This window comes from Pseudomonas sp. ICMP 8385 (assembly GCF_002699915.1).
Lineage (GTDB): Bacteria > Pseudomonadota > Gammaproteobacteria > Pseudomonadales > Pseudomonadaceae > Aquipseudomonas > Aquipseudomonas gessardii.
Genome location: NZ_LKBY01000135.1, coordinates 105,828 through 121,912, shown reverse-complemented (window position 1 = coordinate 121,912; position 16,085 = coordinate 105,828). Strand labels below are relative to the sequence as shown.

General features: G+C 63.2%; 13 protein-coding genes. 3 read left to right on the top strand and 10 right to left on the bottom strand.

Features of this window, described 5'->3' with window-relative positions; genetic code table 11:
- Nucleotides 1-17 precede the first annotated feature (17 nt).
- From AO268_RS27265 to AO268_RS27235, 7 genes are all read right to left on the bottom strand, one after another.
- A complete protein-coding gene (locus AO268_RS27265; protein WP_099170430.1) occupies nucleotides 18-1,358 on the bottom strand; it encodes a beta-galactosidase in 1,341 nt (446 codons plus the stop codon).
- Nucleotides 1,358-2,536, bottom strand: a complete 1,179-nt coding sequence (locus AO268_RS27260) for a glycosyltransferase (RefSeq protein WP_099170429.1) — start codon at nucleotides 2,534-2,536, stop codon at nucleotides 1,358-1,360. The genes AO268_RS27265 and AO268_RS27260 overlap by 1 nt, the downstream gene beginning before the upstream one ends.
- On the bottom strand, nucleotides 2,536-4,515 hold the full coding sequence (locus AO268_RS27255; RefSeq protein ID WP_099170428.1) for a GumC family protein: 1,980 nt from the start codon (nucleotides 4,513-4,515) through the stop codon (nucleotides 2,536-2,538). The genes AO268_RS27260 and AO268_RS27255 overlap by 1 nt, the downstream gene beginning before the upstream one ends.
- Before the next feature lie 64 nt (nucleotides 4,516-4,579).
- Complete coding sequence (locus AO268_RS27250) at nucleotides 4,580-5,395, bottom strand: polysaccharide biosynthesis/export family protein (protein WP_099170427.1); 816 nt, start codon at nucleotides 5,393-5,395, stop codon at nucleotides 4,580-4,582.
- Between the two features lie 6 nt (nucleotides 5,396-5,401).
- Nucleotides 5,402-6,313, bottom strand: coding sequence for a glycosyltransferase family 2 protein (locus AO268_RS27245; RefSeq protein WP_099170426.1), 912 nt, complete (start codon nucleotides 6,311-6,313; stop codon nucleotides 5,402-5,404).
- The gene (locus AO268_RS27240; RefSeq protein ID WP_099170425.1) at nucleotides 6,313-7,776 is read right to left on the bottom strand and encodes a mannose-1-phosphate guanylyltransferase/mannose-6-phosphate isomerase; all 1,464 of its coding nucleotides are present in this window, start codon (nucleotides 7,774-7,776) and stop codon (nucleotides 6,313-6,315) included. The genes AO268_RS27245 and AO268_RS27240 overlap by 1 nt, the downstream gene beginning before the upstream one ends.
- Nucleotides 7,776-9,215 carry an undecaprenyl-phosphate glucose phosphotransferase gene (locus tag AO268_RS27235; RefSeq protein WP_099170424.1) on the bottom strand — a complete coding sequence of 480 codons (1,440 nt, stop codon included), beginning with the start codon at nucleotides 9,213-9,215 and terminating at the stop codon, nucleotides 7,776-7,778. Before AO268_RS27235 ends, AO268_RS27240 begins: the two co-directional genes overlap by 1 nt.
- Before the next feature lie 642 nt (nucleotides 9,216-9,857).
- On the opposite strand from AO268_RS27235, the gene AO268_RS27230 reads away from it, so the two are divergent.
- Nucleotides 9,858-10,487: a LysE family translocator gene (locus AO268_RS27230; RefSeq protein WP_099170423.1), complete on the top strand. Its 630-nt coding sequence runs from the start codon at nucleotides 9,858-9,860 to the stop codon at nucleotides 10,485-10,487.
- 65 nt (nucleotides 10,488-10,552) lie between these two features.
- On the opposite strand, the gene inhA is transcribed toward AO268_RS27230, so the two are convergent.
- The gene (gene inhA / locus AO268_RS27225; RefSeq protein WP_099170422.1) at nucleotides 10,553-11,233 is read right to left on the bottom strand and encodes an isonitrile hydratase; all 681 of its coding nucleotides are present in this window, start codon (nucleotides 11,231-11,233) and stop codon (nucleotides 10,553-10,555) included.
- Between the two features lie 89 nt (nucleotides 11,234-11,322).
- Here inhA and AO268_RS27220 point away from each other — a divergent pair, with 89 nt between their 5' ends.
- On the top strand, nucleotides 11,323-12,291 hold the full coding sequence (locus AO268_RS27220) for a GlxA family transcriptional regulator (RefSeq protein ID WP_099170421.1): 969 nt from the start codon (nucleotides 11,323-11,325) through the stop codon (nucleotides 12,289-12,291).
- Here the strand turns inward: AO268_RS27220 and AO268_RS27215 are convergent.
- Nucleotides 12,261-13,193 (bottom strand): alpha/beta fold hydrolase, encoded by a 933-nt coding sequence (locus AO268_RS27215; protein ID WP_099170420.1) that lies wholly within the window; start codon nucleotides 13,191-13,193, stop codon nucleotides 12,261-12,263. The two genes, AO268_RS27220 and AO268_RS27215, sit on opposite strands and share 31 nt — an antisense overlap.
- A gap of 132 nt (nucleotides 13,194-13,325) precedes the next feature.
- Nucleotides 13,326-15,152, bottom strand: a complete 1,827-nt coding sequence (locus tag AO268_RS27210) for a glycoside hydrolase family 15 protein (protein ID WP_099170419.1) — start codon at nucleotides 15,150-15,152, stop codon at nucleotides 13,326-13,328.
- Nucleotides 15,153-15,314: 162 nt separating this feature from the next.
- Between AO268_RS27210 and AO268_RS27205 the strand changes: the two genes are divergently transcribed.
- Nucleotides 15,315-16,061, top strand: a complete 747-nt coding sequence (locus tag AO268_RS27205; RefSeq protein WP_076963959.1) for an AraC family transcriptional regulator — start codon at nucleotides 15,315-15,317, stop codon at nucleotides 16,059-16,061.
- The last annotated feature ends 24 nt before the right edge of the window (nucleotides 16,062-16,085 follow it).

The window sequence follows — 16,085 nt, the reverse complement described above, 5'->3', positions numbered from 1 at the left end:
CTCCATGCCTGGGCGTGCTACCACACCACTATCTGTAACGTCGGTTTCACCGGGGGGCGAATGCCGTTGTAGTCGTTAAGGGTCTGCCTAGCGCCGGTCAGCGGGTCCAGCAGTTCGGCGCGCTGGATCTCGGGCAAGTGGATGCTGGTGCCTTTGGCGCTCCAGTACATCAACAGGCGTTTGCCGTCGTCGCGGGTCCAGGCCACGCTGTACAAGGTGTTTGGCACATCCTTGAGCTGCGGTGTGGCGCCGGGCGTGAGGCGCGGGCCGGTGATGTCGAGGAAGCGGGCGAGGGCGTTGTAGACCGGCTTCGGTTCGCCGTTGAGGTCCAGCAGGCCGTAGTGCTGGTCACGCACGGAGGCGCGCGCATCCAGGTCGGACAGGGCAAACAGGAAGATCTTCTGGTAGTCCTGGGACGCCATCAGCGCCAGGCGGCGCAAGGTGAAGTCGGCCTGGCCGTCGACGCCGATCAGGTCCTGCATCTCCTTGGGCCCGGCATAGCTGGACCAGCCCCATTCGGTGGCCCATACATCCTTGACCCCGGCCCCGTGCAGCACCGCATTGAGTTGGTCGCCGCGCAGCAGCACTTCATTCTTGCCCGGCTCGTCGGTTTCCGGGGTCATCGAGTACGGGTGATAGGCCGCCACCATGCCCAGGCTTTGCACGCCGAGCGCGCCGAGGGCTTCAAACATCAGGGTCTTGCCACGCGGCGGCATCTGGCTGTAGTAGGCCATGCCACCCATCACCTGGATCTTGTCCGGTGCGGCGATATTCAGTGCCTGATGACTGGCCAGCAGCAAGCGCCCGTATTCTTCGGCGTTGACCTTGGGGCGCCAGTTATTGGGCAGGTTCTGTTCGTTCCACACCTGCCAGGCGTTGATATTCGGGTAGCGCTTGGCCAATAGCGCCAGGCGCAGGGCATACACGTTGGCATCCCGGGGCCGGTACTGGTCCTGGAACTCCGCGCCCGGGGGGGCCGTGGTGATAAACGGCGCCGAGCCCACCAGGTAGAACACCGAGCGGATCTTCTCGGCGGTCAGGGTGCGGTCCAGTTCGTCGAAGGTGCTCAGTTGGTAATCTTCTTCCTTGGGCTCCAGGCGGTCCCAGTGCAGGTCGACGCGCACCCAGTCCAGCCCCAGCTTCTGGTATTGGCGGATCTGCTTCTGGTACTGCTCGGGCTTGAACCACAGAAAATGCGCGTTCACCCCCAAGAACTCGCGCCAGACCACGGTGCGCTGGGGCGCCAGGTTGACCGGCTCCGCGTCGACCTTTTCACTAAGCAGCAGCGCGCCGCCCACGGCCAGGGCGATCACCAGTGGCAGGTAGCGCCACATCCGGCGAGTAGACGAAGGGTTCATCACAAAGGCTCCTTGACTGCGGCCTGGAACAACTCGGCAAAGTGCTGGGCGGTGCTGGCCCACTGGCGCTGCCGGCCGATCTCGGCAGCGTGGTCGGCCCACTGGCGGGCCTGTTGCGGGTCGAGGATCAGGCGGCTCAGGGCATCGCTCAACGAGGCGATATCCCCCTGTTGATAGGTGATGCCATTGCCAGCGGCGACTTCTTCGGCAAAGGCGCGGGCATTGGAGGTAATCACCCCGCGCCCGCAGGCATTGGCCCAGGACAGTGCGCCGCTGGTGCCACGCATCTGCCCCAGGAAACCGAGCTTTTTCGATTCGCGGTACGGCAGCACCAGCACATGGTGGGCCTGGAGGGTGTGGGGAATGTCCGCCGAAGGCAGGTCCAGTTGCCAGTCCACCACATCGCCCAGGTGCAGGGTGGCGATCAGTTGGCGCAGGCCATCGAGGTAATTGCCGGCCGGGTCGAAGGTCATTTCCGGCGCGGTGCCACCGGCCAGGGTCAGGCGCACCTGGCCACGGCATTGCGGGTGGGCGGCCAGGGAGCGGGCCAGGGCCTGCAGCAGGTCTTCGATGCCCTTGCCACGGTAGATAAAGCCGAAATACAGCAGGCGCAACGGTTGCAACGGCGGCAAGGCCACGGGGGCGATGGGCAGGTTGCCGTGGGCAATCACCGCCACTTGCTCAGGCCTTAGCCCCATGCGCTGGCGCAGGCAATCGCCACCCAGGCGGGTGAGGGTGATCAGGCGGCGCAGGCTTTTGGCCAGGCGCCGCTCTTCGTACAGGGTCAATGGGTCAGCCAGCAACGCCGCGGCCTGGGGCAGCGGGTGGGGCAGGCGTTCAAGCAGGGTCAGCGGGAAAAACAGCTTGGCCCGGCGCCAGATCAGGCGCTCCGGGTCGTGTACGGTGGCAGTCAACGGCAACTGCGGCTGGGCCCGGCGCAGGTAGTCCAGGGCCTGGAACTCGGCAAAGCGCCCACCGCCCAGCTCGGCATGCACCAGGTCCACGCCGCGCCAGTCAAAGGCATGCAGGCGCTGCAACTGTTGCGCCAGGTCCAGGCAACCTTCCAGGGGCGTCAGCACCTCCAGGCCCCGTTCGCGCAACGCGCTGCGCAAGTGCGCAGCGTAGTCGGCGATCCCGGTCTGCTCGGGGGGCAGTGGCGCCAGTAACACAATGCGCATCAGGCCGCACCGCGCCAGCTGTTGAGCCGCGCCAGGACAGTGGCCGGCACTTCAAAACGGCGGCGGTTGAGGATCATCCCGTCGACTTTGCCGAATGCGGTGGTCAGCAGCGACAGAGCGTTCTCGATGGTCGGCACGGTGCTGGTGCGGGCTTCAATCACCAGCACAATCTGCTCAGCGCGGCGCAGGGTAAGGAACGCCTGCGGGTTGGACGACAGGGCCGAGGCATCCAGCAGCAGCACTTCACCCGGCTTTGCCGCTTCAGTGCCGTTGACCGAGACCCGGTGGCCGCGCTCTTCGAGCAGGCGCTTGAGTTGCTCGATGATAAAACTCACGCCTTCGCCATGCCGTGCCGAGGTCAGACCCAGGGCAAAGCCCTCGCTGGCGATGCGCTCGGCGGGCAGCAGGCTGTACAGGCGATAGATGCTGGCGGTGAGGGCGGCTGGCGTGGCGTGTTGCACATCGGGGATGCTGCTCCACAGCGGTACACCGAACATTTCCTGCAGGCGCGCGCCATCGTGGATGCGCTGGTCCAGCAGGTACAGCACGTAGATAGTCAGCAAACCTACAGCCAGGCCCGCAGGAAGGGTGAACAACAGAATCAGCAGGCTCTTGGGAAACACGCGCGCAGGGTTGAGGGTGGCGTGCTCGATCAGGGCGATGTTGCTGATCTGGCTGCTGTCCAGCTCGTGGTCGATGCGCGCCTGCTCAAGGTTTTCCGAGTACAGCGCGTAGCTTTTCTCGGCGGTGCGCAGTTGCTGGGTCAGCTTGTTCAACTCGGGTTCATCGGTCATCGCCTGGTCACGCTGGGCGCGCAGTTCAGCGAGGGTCTTCTCGTAGTTCTCGATTTCCCCGGCCAGTTTGCGCTCCTGCAACTGGGCGTCGATGATCTGTTGCTTGACGTTGATTACCAGGCTGTTGGGCGCGGTGTTTTGCGAGCGCTCCAGGCGTGTGGCTTCCTGGGCGCTGAGGGCTTCGATGTCGCGGATGTTCTGCTCGATCTGGTTGACCTGCGGCGTGTTCGGCAGGTAGGTGCGCAGCAGGCGCGCGCGTTCTACTTGCAGGGCGTTGAGCTGACGCTTGAGGTCCAGCTGGGTCGGGTTGAGGCTGGTTTCCCGGCCCGTGACCACTTCGGCCGGCTGGTTCTTGATCTGCTGGCTGGCGTTGGCCAGGAAGCTGCGGATCCCGGCGATCTGGTTTTGTGCGGTGACCTTGGCGTCGGTGACGCGGTCGATCTGGTTGGTCAGGTTTTTCAGGCGCGCATCCACGCTGATCGAATCGATCTGCTTCAGGCGGCCCTGCAATTGATCCTTGAGCCCCTGGATCGTGGTCGCGACCTTGGTCCGCTCGGTTTCATAGAAGGTATGCAGGCTCTTGCGCCCGAGAATCCGCGCGCGCTCTTCCAGGTAGGCATCGACCCAGGTCTCGACGACTTTTTGCGCGATGGCCGGATCGTCCCAGGTAAAGGAAATCTCGATCACCGAGGAGCCCGGTTCGTGGCCGGCTTCAAAATTCTTTTCCAGCTTGGTCGCCAGGCGTTCCAGCGGGCTTTGCTTCTCGGCCAGGCCCACGAATTGCAGGACGCTGCGCACCGCATCGAGCACGTCGCCGGCGGCTTTTTTGAGGTAGAACTTGGTGACTTTCCAGAAGCCCTGCGGCGGCTCGGATGTCATTGCCAGGTAGCGCTCGGCCACGATATGCACGATGGGCCGGCCGGTGAGCATCTTCTCCTCATCGACAATCGGGTCGTGCTGGGTGCTGGGGGCAATTAGCGTCTGGCGGTTGGCGGCTTCGATCGGCAAGGTGGTGTTGTCCCGCCCTGGCTTGACCAGCAAGCGCGCGTCGGACTCGTAGCGCGCCGGCAATAGGAAGGCACCCAGCACGGCCACCACAATCGTGGTGATCACGGCCAGTTTGAATTCGCGGCGGAAGATGAAAAACAGCCGCAAAAGGTCGCGTAGAGAGCGGATTTCGATCACAGGATCACTCCATTGATGGGGAGGTGAAAGCTTCTATTTAGGGAAAGGGCGTGATCATTAATGACTAAAAGCAAGTGCCACCCCGGCAGTCGACATTGTTCCCGCTGTTTTTAACGTCGCTCTGATTTAGGTCGTAATTCAAACCAACACCAATCCCCTTGTTAACCGGAAACAGCCGTGTGAAGTACATATCCACCGCTTCCACCGTGGCGCCGATGCCCGACTGCGGCACATAGATCAGGTCGCCACGTTGCAGGGCCACCCGTGGGTGATTGGGATCGGTCAGCATGTTGTTCAAACTGATGAAGTAGGTCTTGTACTTGCCATCCGGGCCGGTACGCATCAGGGCCACGTTGGAGGCGTCCGCCGAGGCCAGCACACCGCCGGAGCTGAGCAACGCCTGCTCCACACTGACATTGCCCGCCAGGTCGAAAAACGCTGGGTTAGGCACTGCACCGCCGATAAACACCTTGTTGCTCGGGGCGCTGGCGATGTTCACCGTCACCGCCGGTTCCCGGTAGATGCGCTTGTACTTGTCGGTGATTTCCTTGCCCAGGTCTTCCGGGGTGCGCAAGGCCGCCTTGACCCGACCGATGTTGGGAATAGAGATCACGCCGTCGGGGCGCACGACGAACACGCTCATGTCGTCGGCCGCCGCCGGCTCCTGGGCATCGCGCACGATGCGCAGCAAGTCGCCGCTCTGGATCAGCACCTGCGGGGGCGGCAGGTCGGCCAGGGACAGCGCCGCCTGGTGGCCGGCCTTGAGCGTGTTGTTATCAGGAAGCGGCACCCGCGCAGGGGTCGAACAACCCGCCAGCCAGATCGAGGCACTCAACAGGCTGAACAGGGTAAGACGGGAACGTCGGTTGGTAGTCTTCATGACGGCTCAAGTCCAGTAGGTGGAAAACATGCCCAGGCGCTGCTTGAGCGATTTGGGCAGGTAGCGTTCAAGGTGGCCGAGGCGATAGCCCAGCAATTTAAAGGCACTGCGCACCACCACTTCGGGGGCGCGGTGCAAGGCGTTGGCCTCGCGCAAGGCCCGCAATTCGGCCAGTACATAGCGTTTACCTTCACCGCCGGCGTCGCCGAAGGCCTGGCGGATCCACGGCTCGCGGCCATAGAACACGCCAATGTCGAAGTAGCGGTGAAACTCATCCATGAGTCGGTAATCGTGGGAGTGGTAGACCCGGGCGCTGGCGGCGTACTGTACCTTCCAGCCCGCCAGCAGCAGGCGCGCGGCGACGTAGGCGTCCTCGCTGCCGATCACATCGGCCGGGAAGCCGCCCACCGCTTGCAGGGCGCTGCGCCGGTACACGGAAAACGAGTCGGAGCTAAAGCAGGTCTTGATCCCCAGTTGCGGCGCATCGGCCAGGCTTTTGCTGCGGCTGTGGGCCGGGTAGTTGAAGTGCCGCGACTGCGCGCCCAGCACCCCCGCGCCGGGGTGCGGCAGTTGCCGGCCATAGGCGACGCCGTTGAGCGGGTCCTGTTGCAGCTCGGCGAGCAGCTTGGCGAAGGTCTCGGGCTCGGCCGGGATCGCGTCCTGGGTCATCACGATCAGCGCGTCGCCGCCCACCTGTTCGCTGGCCCAGCGCCGGGTGCCGCCGTGGTTGAAGTCGCGGGCGGCGATCACTTCGACACGCGCACCGAACTCGCGAAAGCGCGCCACCGTGGCATCGCTCGAGGCGCTGTCCACTACCAGCATTTCGTCGGGTTGCAGGGTCTGCATGCGCAGCGCCGGCAGCAGCCGGTCGAGGTGGCCGGCGGCGTTGCGGGTCGGGATGATCAGGGACGTACGCATCAGGGCTTGGGCTCGCTGGCGGGCGCACGGCCGTAGATGTCGTCGAAGCGCACGATGTCGTCTTCGCCCAGGTATTCGCCGCTCTGCACCTCGATCATCACCAGGTCGATGATGCCGGGGTTGGTCAGGCGGTGTTTGTGCCCGGCGGGAATATAAGTGGACTCGTTCATGTTGAGCAGGATCTCGCGCTCGCCATTGGTGATCATGGCTGCGCCGCTGACCACCACCCAGTGTTCGCTGCGGTGATGGTGCATTTGCAACGACAGCGAGGCCTTGGGCTTGACCACGATGCGCTTGATCTTGAAGCGGGTGCTTTCCTCCAGCACGGTGTAGGTGCCCCAGGGCCGGGTGACGGTGCGGTGCAGGCTGAAGGCCGGATGGTTCTGGCGCTTGAGCTCGGCAACGATATGGCGCACATCCTGGCTGCGGTTGGCGTCGGCGATCAGGAGCGCGTCGGGGGTGTCGACGATAATCAGGTCGCGCACCCCGACCGCGCCCAGCACGCGCTTGGGCGAATCGATATAGCAGTTGTGCACATCGTGCAGGATCGCTTCGCCATTGATCTGGTTGCCGTTGCCGTCACTGGGGGTCAACTGGCGCAGGGCTTCCCAGGAGCCAATATCGCTCCAGCCGATATCACAGGGCACCACGGCGACCTGGGTGGATTTCTCCATCAGGGCCACGTCGATGGCGATGTCCGGCGCGGTGCCAAAGCCTTGCGGGTTCAGCTCGCGCTGGCGGCTGTTGCTGTTCTGCAGGCTGGTGCTGTGTTCCAGCGCCGCCCTGGCCGCGTCCAGCACGGCCGGGGCGTGGGTCGCCAGCTCTTCGAGCACGGTGGCGGCCTTGAAGCAGAACATCCCGGCATTCCACAGGTGCTTGCCGCCGTCCAGGTAGGCTTGGGCGGTGGCCAGGTCGGGTTTTTCCACGAAACGCTGGACACTAAAGCCCTGGGCCAGGGCCGGGCCTTGTTCGATATAGCCAAAGCCGGTCTCGGGGCGGTCGGGCTGGATGCCGAAGGTCACCAGGTAGCCGGCGTCGGCCAAGGCGCGGGCCTGGGCCACGGCCTTGGCGAAGGCGCTTTCATCGAGGATCAGGTGGTCGGCCGGCATCACCAGCAACTGCGCGTCACCACCGAAAAACTCCTGCACGTGCAGGGCGGCGACCGCGATGGCGGCGGCGGTGTTGCGGCCGAACGGTTCGAGCAGCAGATCCAGGCCCAATTGGGCGGTGTTGACCGCGCGGTAATCGTCGAGGGTGCGGAACAGCAGGTCGCGGTTGGTCACCGTCAATACGCTGTCGACCCCTGGCAGGTGGCTGGCGCGCAGGAAGGTTTTCTGCAACAGGCTCTGGTCGTCGCGCATGCGCATGAACGGCTTGGGCATGTTCTGCCGCGAAACCGGCCACAGCCGCGTGCCCGAGCCACCGGAAATAATGCAGGGAATCAATCCGTTGAGGGGGTTCATCAATAGACTTCCTTGGTAGAAAGGACGGCCGGGATCGTCAAGAAAACGATGTAAAGGTCAAACCACACCGACCATTTGGCGATGTATTCCAGGTCGTATTCGACCCGTTTCTGGATCTTGAACAGGGTGTCGGTTTCACCGCGGTAGCCATTGATCTGCGCCCAGCCGGTGATGCCCGGCTTGACCCGGTGCCGCGAGCTGTATTCGCTGACCGCTTCCTCGAACGGAATCCCGGCGGCCTTGGTGGCGGTGGCATGGGGGCGCGGACCGACCATCGACATATTGCCCAGCAGTACGTTGAACAACTGCGGCAGCTCGTCGATGCTGGTCTTGCGGATGACGCGCCCGACGCGGGTGATACGCGGGTCGCGGCGGGTGGTCTGGCTCTCGGCATTGAAGTCGCTCTGCTCCACGTACATCGAGCGGAACTTGAACACCCGGATCAGGTTGTCGTTGTAGCCATAGCGCTTCTGGCGAAACAGCACCGGGCCCTTGGAGTCGAGTTTGATGGCCAGGGCGGTCACCAGCATGATCGGTGAAAACAGCAGCAGGCTGACGCTGGCCAGCAACAAGTCTTCGCAGCGCTTGATAAAGGGCGACCAGCCGCGCAGCGGCAATTGCGACGTGTTGAACATCAGGATGCCGCCGACATCGGTGATGCGGTTATGGCCATAGCGCAGGGCGGCCATGTCCGGCACCAGCATGACGTTGACCGACATCTGCCGCAGGCGCTTGACCAGCCCGTTGACGCGCTGTTCGGCAGCCCAGGGCAGGGTGATCATCACCTGGTTGACCTGCTCGGAGCGGATCAGCTTTTCCAGGTCGCGGGTATTGCCCAGCAACGGCAGGCTGCTCAATTCCTTGGGAATGCGTTCGGTGCGGTCGTCGATAAAACCGATCAGGCCGGAGCGGATATCACTGTTGCGCGACAGGTGTTCGGCCACATGGATGGCGGTGTCGGTAAAGCCGAGGATCACCGTGCGCTGCAGGAACTTGCCGTTCTTCATCAGGTTGCGGTACAGGCGCAGCATCAGGATGCGTTCCACGCCAAACAGCACCAGGCTCAGGGAAAACCAGAACATCAGGTTGCGCGGGCTCAACTGCGGGAACAGCAGCAGGATCTGGTACATGAACAACAGGATGCAAAACGCCGAGATCCACGCGACCAACATCACGCGAAAACGCAGGCGATTGCTGAACAGTTCCTCGGAGTACACCCCCAGGGCCTGGAACAGAATGATGGTCAGGATCGCAAAAAACAGCAGCAGGCCGAGGTAGTGGTTGCGCATTTGCGGGTCGACCGGATCCGGGTAGAACAACAGGATCATTGCCGGCAGGACCGCTGTCAGGCCGTGGAGCAATTTGACGAAAACCACAAAGAATTCAACAAAACCGGTACGAGTCAGAAACAGACTGTCGACTGACGACTTCTCACGCATAAATCATCCCTCAATACAACCACCAGGACTTCCCTGTTCTATTTGCTCATCCATAAGGCAGTTCTGCTTTATAAGTGGCGCAAGGCGAACGACTGCTTTCGCTGGGTCACGGGCAATTACCTGTCTGGGTGCAGGTATTTGCTAAATAATGTCTAAATGATGGCTCCTTTCAAATGTATCGTCAAGGTTTTGACTTTTTTAAAGGTTTTCGCCGTCGAGTTTCATAAGATACTCTTATCATGACGGTTTGTTGACGTGTTTTGTCGGTTTGCTCAGATTTATCGAGAATAAGTAATGGCTTTTTGGAGTGTAGAAATAAAAGCGGGAATAATCCTGGCGGGCAGGAAACCCTTTCTTGACGGGTGTAGGAGCCGGCAAACCGGCCCCTACAGGGGGATGGGAGTCAGAAGTCGCCCTTGAGGCTCACCGTGAAATTACGCGGTTCACCGTAGAAGTTACCCCAGGACGCGGTGCCTTCGCTGGCGGCGTATTGGGTGTCTTGCAGGTTGCGGCTGTGTTGGCGATGTCCCTGTATGAACCCCGGTTCTGCTGGCTGACCACTGCCCGGCCGCGTGCGTATAGGCTGGTATCGGTGGCTGGGGTAGGACTAATCTACGGTTTTCCCTGGCGGATGAGTTGAGCATGATCGATCTCGCAACCCTGGCGGTTTTCTCTGGTTCCGTGCTGCTGTTGCTGCTGTCGCCCGGGCCGAACATGGCCTTTGTCATCAGTCATGGGGTGAGCTATGGCTGGCGTGGCGGGGTGGCGGCCGGCCTGGGGATCGGGGTGGCGGACCTGCTGTTGACCGCATTGACCGCCACCGGCGTCACGGCCCTGGTGGCCAGTTGGCCGCCGGCCTTTGACCTGATCCGTTATGCCGGCGTGGTCTACCTGCTGTGGCTGGCGTTCAAGACCCTGCAGAAAAAGCCATCCCTGGACACCGCCCAGGTTGAGCGGGTCCGTCTGGGCAGGGTGTTTATGCGCGCCATGCTCAACAGCCTGCTCAACCCCAAGGCGCTGCTGTTTTTCATGGTATTCCTGCCGCAGTTCGTCAAGCCCGAGGCCGGTCCCATTGCCTTGCAATTGGTGCAACTGGGCCTGGTCCTGACCTTGATTGCCGGGGTATTTCACGCGGTGCTGGGGATTTTTGGCGGGGCGATCAGCCGGTATTTTGCCGGCAGTAAAAGAACCGCCGGCTTGCAGAAATGGGGGCTGGCCACGGTGCTGACAGTCTTGGCCGTGCGCCTGGCGGTGATGCCGCGCACCTTGTAGACGGCAGGCGCATCTCCTTGTGGGAGCGGGCTTGCCCGCTCCCACAGGGGAAAATAGTTCGACCTTCAGCCCAGCCGCGCCGCCGCCCGCGCGGTAATTTCGCCCCGGGTCTTGCGTGATTCAGTCGTGCGCTTATTGGCCTCGTCCAGCACAGACCGTGGTGCGGTGTCCGGCCGGCCGGCATTGAAGGGCGGGGCCGGCGCATATTCCAGCTGCAACTGCACCAACTGCGCCGCTGCTTCGCTGTACAACTCGGCGGCCAGGGTCAGGGCAAAGTCGATCCCTGCCGTGATGCCGCCGCCGGTAAATAGATTGCCATCTCGCACCACACGTTCCTGTACCGGGATCGCGCCAAGGGTGGCCAGCATGTCGTGATAGGCCCAGTGCGTGGTGGCCCGCCGCCCGCGCAGCAAGCCCGCCGCGCCCAGCACCAGCGCGCCGGTGCACACCGACGTCACATAACCTGCAGTCCGGGACTGCGCCCGCAGAAAGTCCAGGGTCGGCTCATCCTCCATCAACGGCCCAACCCCCGAGCCGCCCGGCACGCAGATCACATCCAGGGTCGGGCAGTCGTCGTAGGTGATGGTCGGCGCCAGCACCAACCCGCTGCTGGAGGTGATCGGCGCCAGGTCTTTACAGATCAGGTGCAGCGCCACATCCGGCAAGGACGCCAGCACGTCGTAAGGGCCGGTGAGGTCCAGTTGCTGGATGCCGGGGAACAACACAAAGCCGATCTGCAAGGTCATGGTCAAACTCCAGGAAAGGGATGGACGGCTTCACTCTAGTGGCCTAGGCTTTGGCGTATACGCCATTGAGCCCACGAATCGCGCCAATCATGCCGAAAATCATCCATGTACTGGCCTTTGCCAATGTGCAAGTGCTCGACGTCACCGGGCCCTTGCAAGTGTTTGCCTCGGCCAACGACCTGGCGCGCCAGCAAGGCTGGCCGCTGCCCTATGCAGTCAACGTGATTGCCGCCCAGGCCGAGCCGGTGATGACCTCTGCTGGCCTGGCCCTGGTGGCCGAGCCATTGCCTGGCGCCGAGACGCCCTGCGACACCCTGGTGATCGCCGGCGGCTGGGGCGTGTATGGGGCGGCCGAGGACCCGCAACTGGTGGCGTGGGTGCGGCAGAAAGCCACGCAGTCGCGGCGCATGGCCTCGGTGTGCACCGGCGCCTTCCTGCTGGCCGCCAGTGGCTTGTTGGACGGCTGCCGTGTCGCCACCCACTGGACGCGCTGCGAGGAGCTGGCGCGCAAATACCCCAGGCTGCAGGTCGAGGCCAACCCGATCTTTATCCAGCAGGGCTCGCTCTGGACCTCGGCGGGGGTCACGGCCGGTATCGATTTGTGCCTGGCCCTGGTGGAACAGGACCTGGGCCGCGCAGTGGCCCTGGACGTGGCGCGGCACCTGGTGGTGTTTCTCAAGCGCCCCGGTGGGCAGGCGCAGTTCAGCGTTACCCTGTCCCTGCAAAAGGGCGGCAGCCGTTTCAGCGAATTGCACGCCTGGATGGCCGAACACCTGCACCTGGACTTGAGCATCCCGACCCTGGCCGCTGTGTGCGGCATGAGTGAGCGCAGCTTTGTGCGCCACTACCGCGCCGACACCGGCCAGACCCCGGCGCGGGCGGTGGAACTGCTCCGCGTGGAAACCGCACGCCGGCAACTGGCCGACAGCGCCGTGGCAATCAAGCGCATCGCCGCGCAATGTGGTTTTGGCAGCGAAGAAACCATGCGCCGCAGTTTTATCCGCGCCTTGTCGATCACCCCGCAGCTTTACCGCGAGCGGTTTTCGGCGCCGGCCTGAGTCTGTTCCAGCAATTCAAACAGGGCGTCCAGCGTGGCTTGCGGTGCTTCCTGGGGAATATTGTGGCCGACCCCGGCGAGTACCCGGCGCCGATAAAACCCGCTGAAATTGCCCACGTCGTCATCCACCTCGGGCGCCGGGCCGACCCCGTCGTCGGCGCCGCACAGCGAAATGCTTGGCACCGCAATCGGCGGCGGCTGCACCAGCGCCTGTTCAATCCCTTCCAGCGCCGGATCACCCTCGGCATACATAAAGCGATGGCGATAGGAGTGGATCACCACCTCGACAAAATCCGGGTTATCAAATGAGGGTGCCGTTTGCGGGTAAAGGCTTGGCCCCTCGGCCCAGGAGGGCGACCAGAGTGACCACAACAGCTCACACAACTCGCGGCGGTTAGCGGTCAGGCCATCGACGCCCCGTTGGGTGTGGAAGTAGAACTGGTACCACAACCGATGCTCGGTGACCGGCGCGCGTGGCTGGATGGACTGGGCAATATCTTGAATGTTGTAGCCATCGCCCGTGACCAGGCAGCGCACACGCTCGGGCCAAAGCGCCGCGACAATGCACGCGGCGCGCCCACCCCAGTCATACCCGGCGAGGGCGGCCTGCTCGATGGACAGGGCGTCCATGAAATCCAGCAGGTCCTTGGCCAGCGCCGCCTGTTGGCCGGAGCGCGGCACCTGGGCGTGGGCAAAACGGGTCGGGCCATAGCCGCGCAGGTAAGGCACCAGCACGCGGTAGCCAGCCTCGGCCAGCACCGGCGCAATGGCATCGTAGCTGCGGGGGTCATAGGGAAAACCATGCAGCAGGATCACCACCTCACCCCCGGCCGGGCCATGGGCTTCGTAGGCGATGTCGAGCATGGGCGTGCGGATAGACAGCAGCGCGATCGAGGGGCTCATCGGGACTCCTTTCGGGTCACAGCAGTGAGCCTGGACTTTAGCGCGAAACCGCTATGTGTTCACGGGCCCAGCGCGGGTTCTTGAATAGAGGAGGGACAGCTCCCACAAGGGTTTTGCTGCGCTGCTCGATTCTTAAGGCTGCCACACGTTTTTCTGCCCACTCAACTTGCGATCCAGAAACGTCGCCGCGCTGATCAACGCCAAATGGCTCAAGGCCTGCGGGGTGTTGCCCAGGTGCCGTGCCTGGCTGTCGAATTCCTCGGCATATAACCCCAGCGGGTTGGCATAGCGCAACAGTTGCTCGAACTCCAGATGGGCCTTTTCCACTTGCCCCGCGCGCGCCAGGCATTCGACATACCAGAATGAACAGGCGGTAAACGCACCTTCGGTGCCTTGCAAGCCGTCGATCTGGCTGTCGTCATTGCGGTAGCGGTACACCATGCCGTCGCGCACCAGGCTTTTCTGGATCGCCTCCAGGGTCGACAACCAGCGCGGGTCGGTGGCCGCGACGAAGCGCACCAGCGGCATCAACAGCATCGAGCCATCCAGGGCCGTGCTGCCAATATGCTGCACGAAATGCCCGCGTTCCTCGTTCCAGAAGTTGCTCCAGATGTCTTCATAAATCGCCTGGCGGGTCTGGTCCCAGCGGGCGAAGGGCGCCGGCAATGAGCGTTTGGAGGCCAGGCGGATGGCGCGGTCGAGCGCCACCCAGCACATCAGCCGCGAGTGCAGGAAGTGATGCTGTTCGCCGCGCATTTCCCAGATGCCGACGTCTTTCTGGTTCCAGGTCTCGCACACCTGGTCCACCACTTCCCGGGTGTGTTTCCAGCCCTCATGGGAGATGGCCTCGCCGTACTTGTTGACCAGGTACACCGCGTCCATCAGTTCGCCAAAAATGTCCAGTTGCACCTGGTCAACGGCCCCGTTGCCAATGCGCACCGGCTGCGCGCCGCCGTGGCCGCGAAGGTGAGGCAACTCGGTTTCCGGCAACTGTTGGCGGCCGTCGATGCCATACAGGATGTTGATTTTCATCGGCCGCCCCTGGCAGTCGCTGACGCGCCCGCGCAGCCAGCGCATGTAGTCATTGGCTTCCTGGACAAAACCCAGGCGCATAAAGGCGTAGACGGTGAATGAGGCGTCGCGGATCCAGGTGTAGCGGTAGTCCCAGTTGCGTTCGCCGCCGGGGGCTTCCGGCAGGCCGAAGGTGGCCGCTGCGAGGATCGCGCCGTGTTTGCGCGAGGTCAGCAGTTTCAGGGCCAGGGCCGAGCGATTGACCATTTCGCGCCAGCGCCCGCGGTAGTTGGACTGGGCCAGCCAGCCCCGCCAGAAGGCCAGGGTGCGCTGCAGGCACAGGTCGGTGCCGCGGCTGTCGACGCGTACATCGTCGAGGGCGCCGAGAACAAATTCGGCGCCCTGGTCCTGGTCCAGGGTAAAGCAGGCGACGGCGGCATCGTCCTCGATCTGCACGGGCAGGCTGCTGGCCAGGCGCAGGCCGGGCAGGCCCGGGGCTTTAAAGCACACGTCGGCGTTATCCGCCGTGGCCCGGGTGGGGGCCCGGGCATAGTCATGGCGTACCGCGCAGCGCATATGCACGGTGGCCTTGCCGCTGATCACCCGCACCCGACGGATCAGCAGGGGCAGGTCATCGACGTCATCGCTGATGCTTAGCAGGTCGGTGATTTCCACCACCGCCTCATCGCTCAGCCAGCGGGTTTGCAGGACGTTGGTGTCCGGCAGGTAGATCTGTTCCCGGCGCGCCCCGGGCAGGTCCGGGGTGAGCTGGAAGATCCCGGCGGCGGGGGCGTCCAGGAGCGAGCAGAAGATCGACGGGCTGTCGAATTCCGGCCAGCAGAAAAAGTCGATGCTGCCCTGGTCGTTGATCAGCGCCGCACTGCGCATGTCGCCGATGATGCCGTGGGCATCGATGGCACTTTGAGGTTCGTTGTTCAGATCGCGCATTGTCCACCCAACTTTTCTTCCAGGAGTCCCTTGAGCTGACTGACGGCGTGCGGCACAAGTTCAGCGGCTTGTCTGGAATGCGACGATGGCTGTCTATATCTATCGTTTTCGCCATGGGGCTTTTGGTTAGAATCACCGGCTTAACGACGTGAGACGCTGCCCATGACAACTGCGCACCGGCCTTGGCTTGAGGCTTATGCTGACAATTACCGTAACGATGAAGTGGTGCATCCCCATTGTCATACCCAGGCGCAATTGATTCACGGCGTCTCCGGGGTGATGGTGGTCAGCACGGCCCAGGGCAGTTGGCTGGTGCCGTCCGGGCATGCGTTGTGGGTACCTGCCGGCACGCCCCACGAGATCCGCATGGCCGGCGAGGTGCATATGCGCACCTTGTTCCTGTTGCCCGAGGTGGAGCCGAGCCTGGGCCGGACCTGCCAGGTGATCGAGGTCTCGGCGTTGCTGCGCGAGCTGATCGTGGCGGCTACGCTGATTGCCGGCGAAGTCAACAGCCCGCGCTTGCAGGCCATGGTGGAGGTGATCCGCATGGAGCTGCTGGCCGCGCCGGTGGTGGCCATGCATGTGCCAGTGCCCGGCGAAGCACGGCTGGCCAAATTGTGTACCCGGTTTATCGGCAACCCGGCCGATGACAGCAGCCTGGAATCCTGGGCCGACACCCTGAATATGAGCGCGCGCACCCTAAGCCGGATCTTCCAGCGGGAACTGGGCATGAGCTTTGGCGAGTGGCGTAAACGCGCACGCCTGGCCTTGAGCCTGAAGTTGCTGGCCCAGGGCGCCTCGATCCTGGAAGTGGCGCTGGAACATGGTTACCAGAGCCCGAGTGCGTTCAGCGCAATGTTCCGGCGCTCGCTGGGTTATCCGCCGAGTCATTTCCGCCCCCGGGCCTGATGTTGCTTCATGTAACCCAATTGT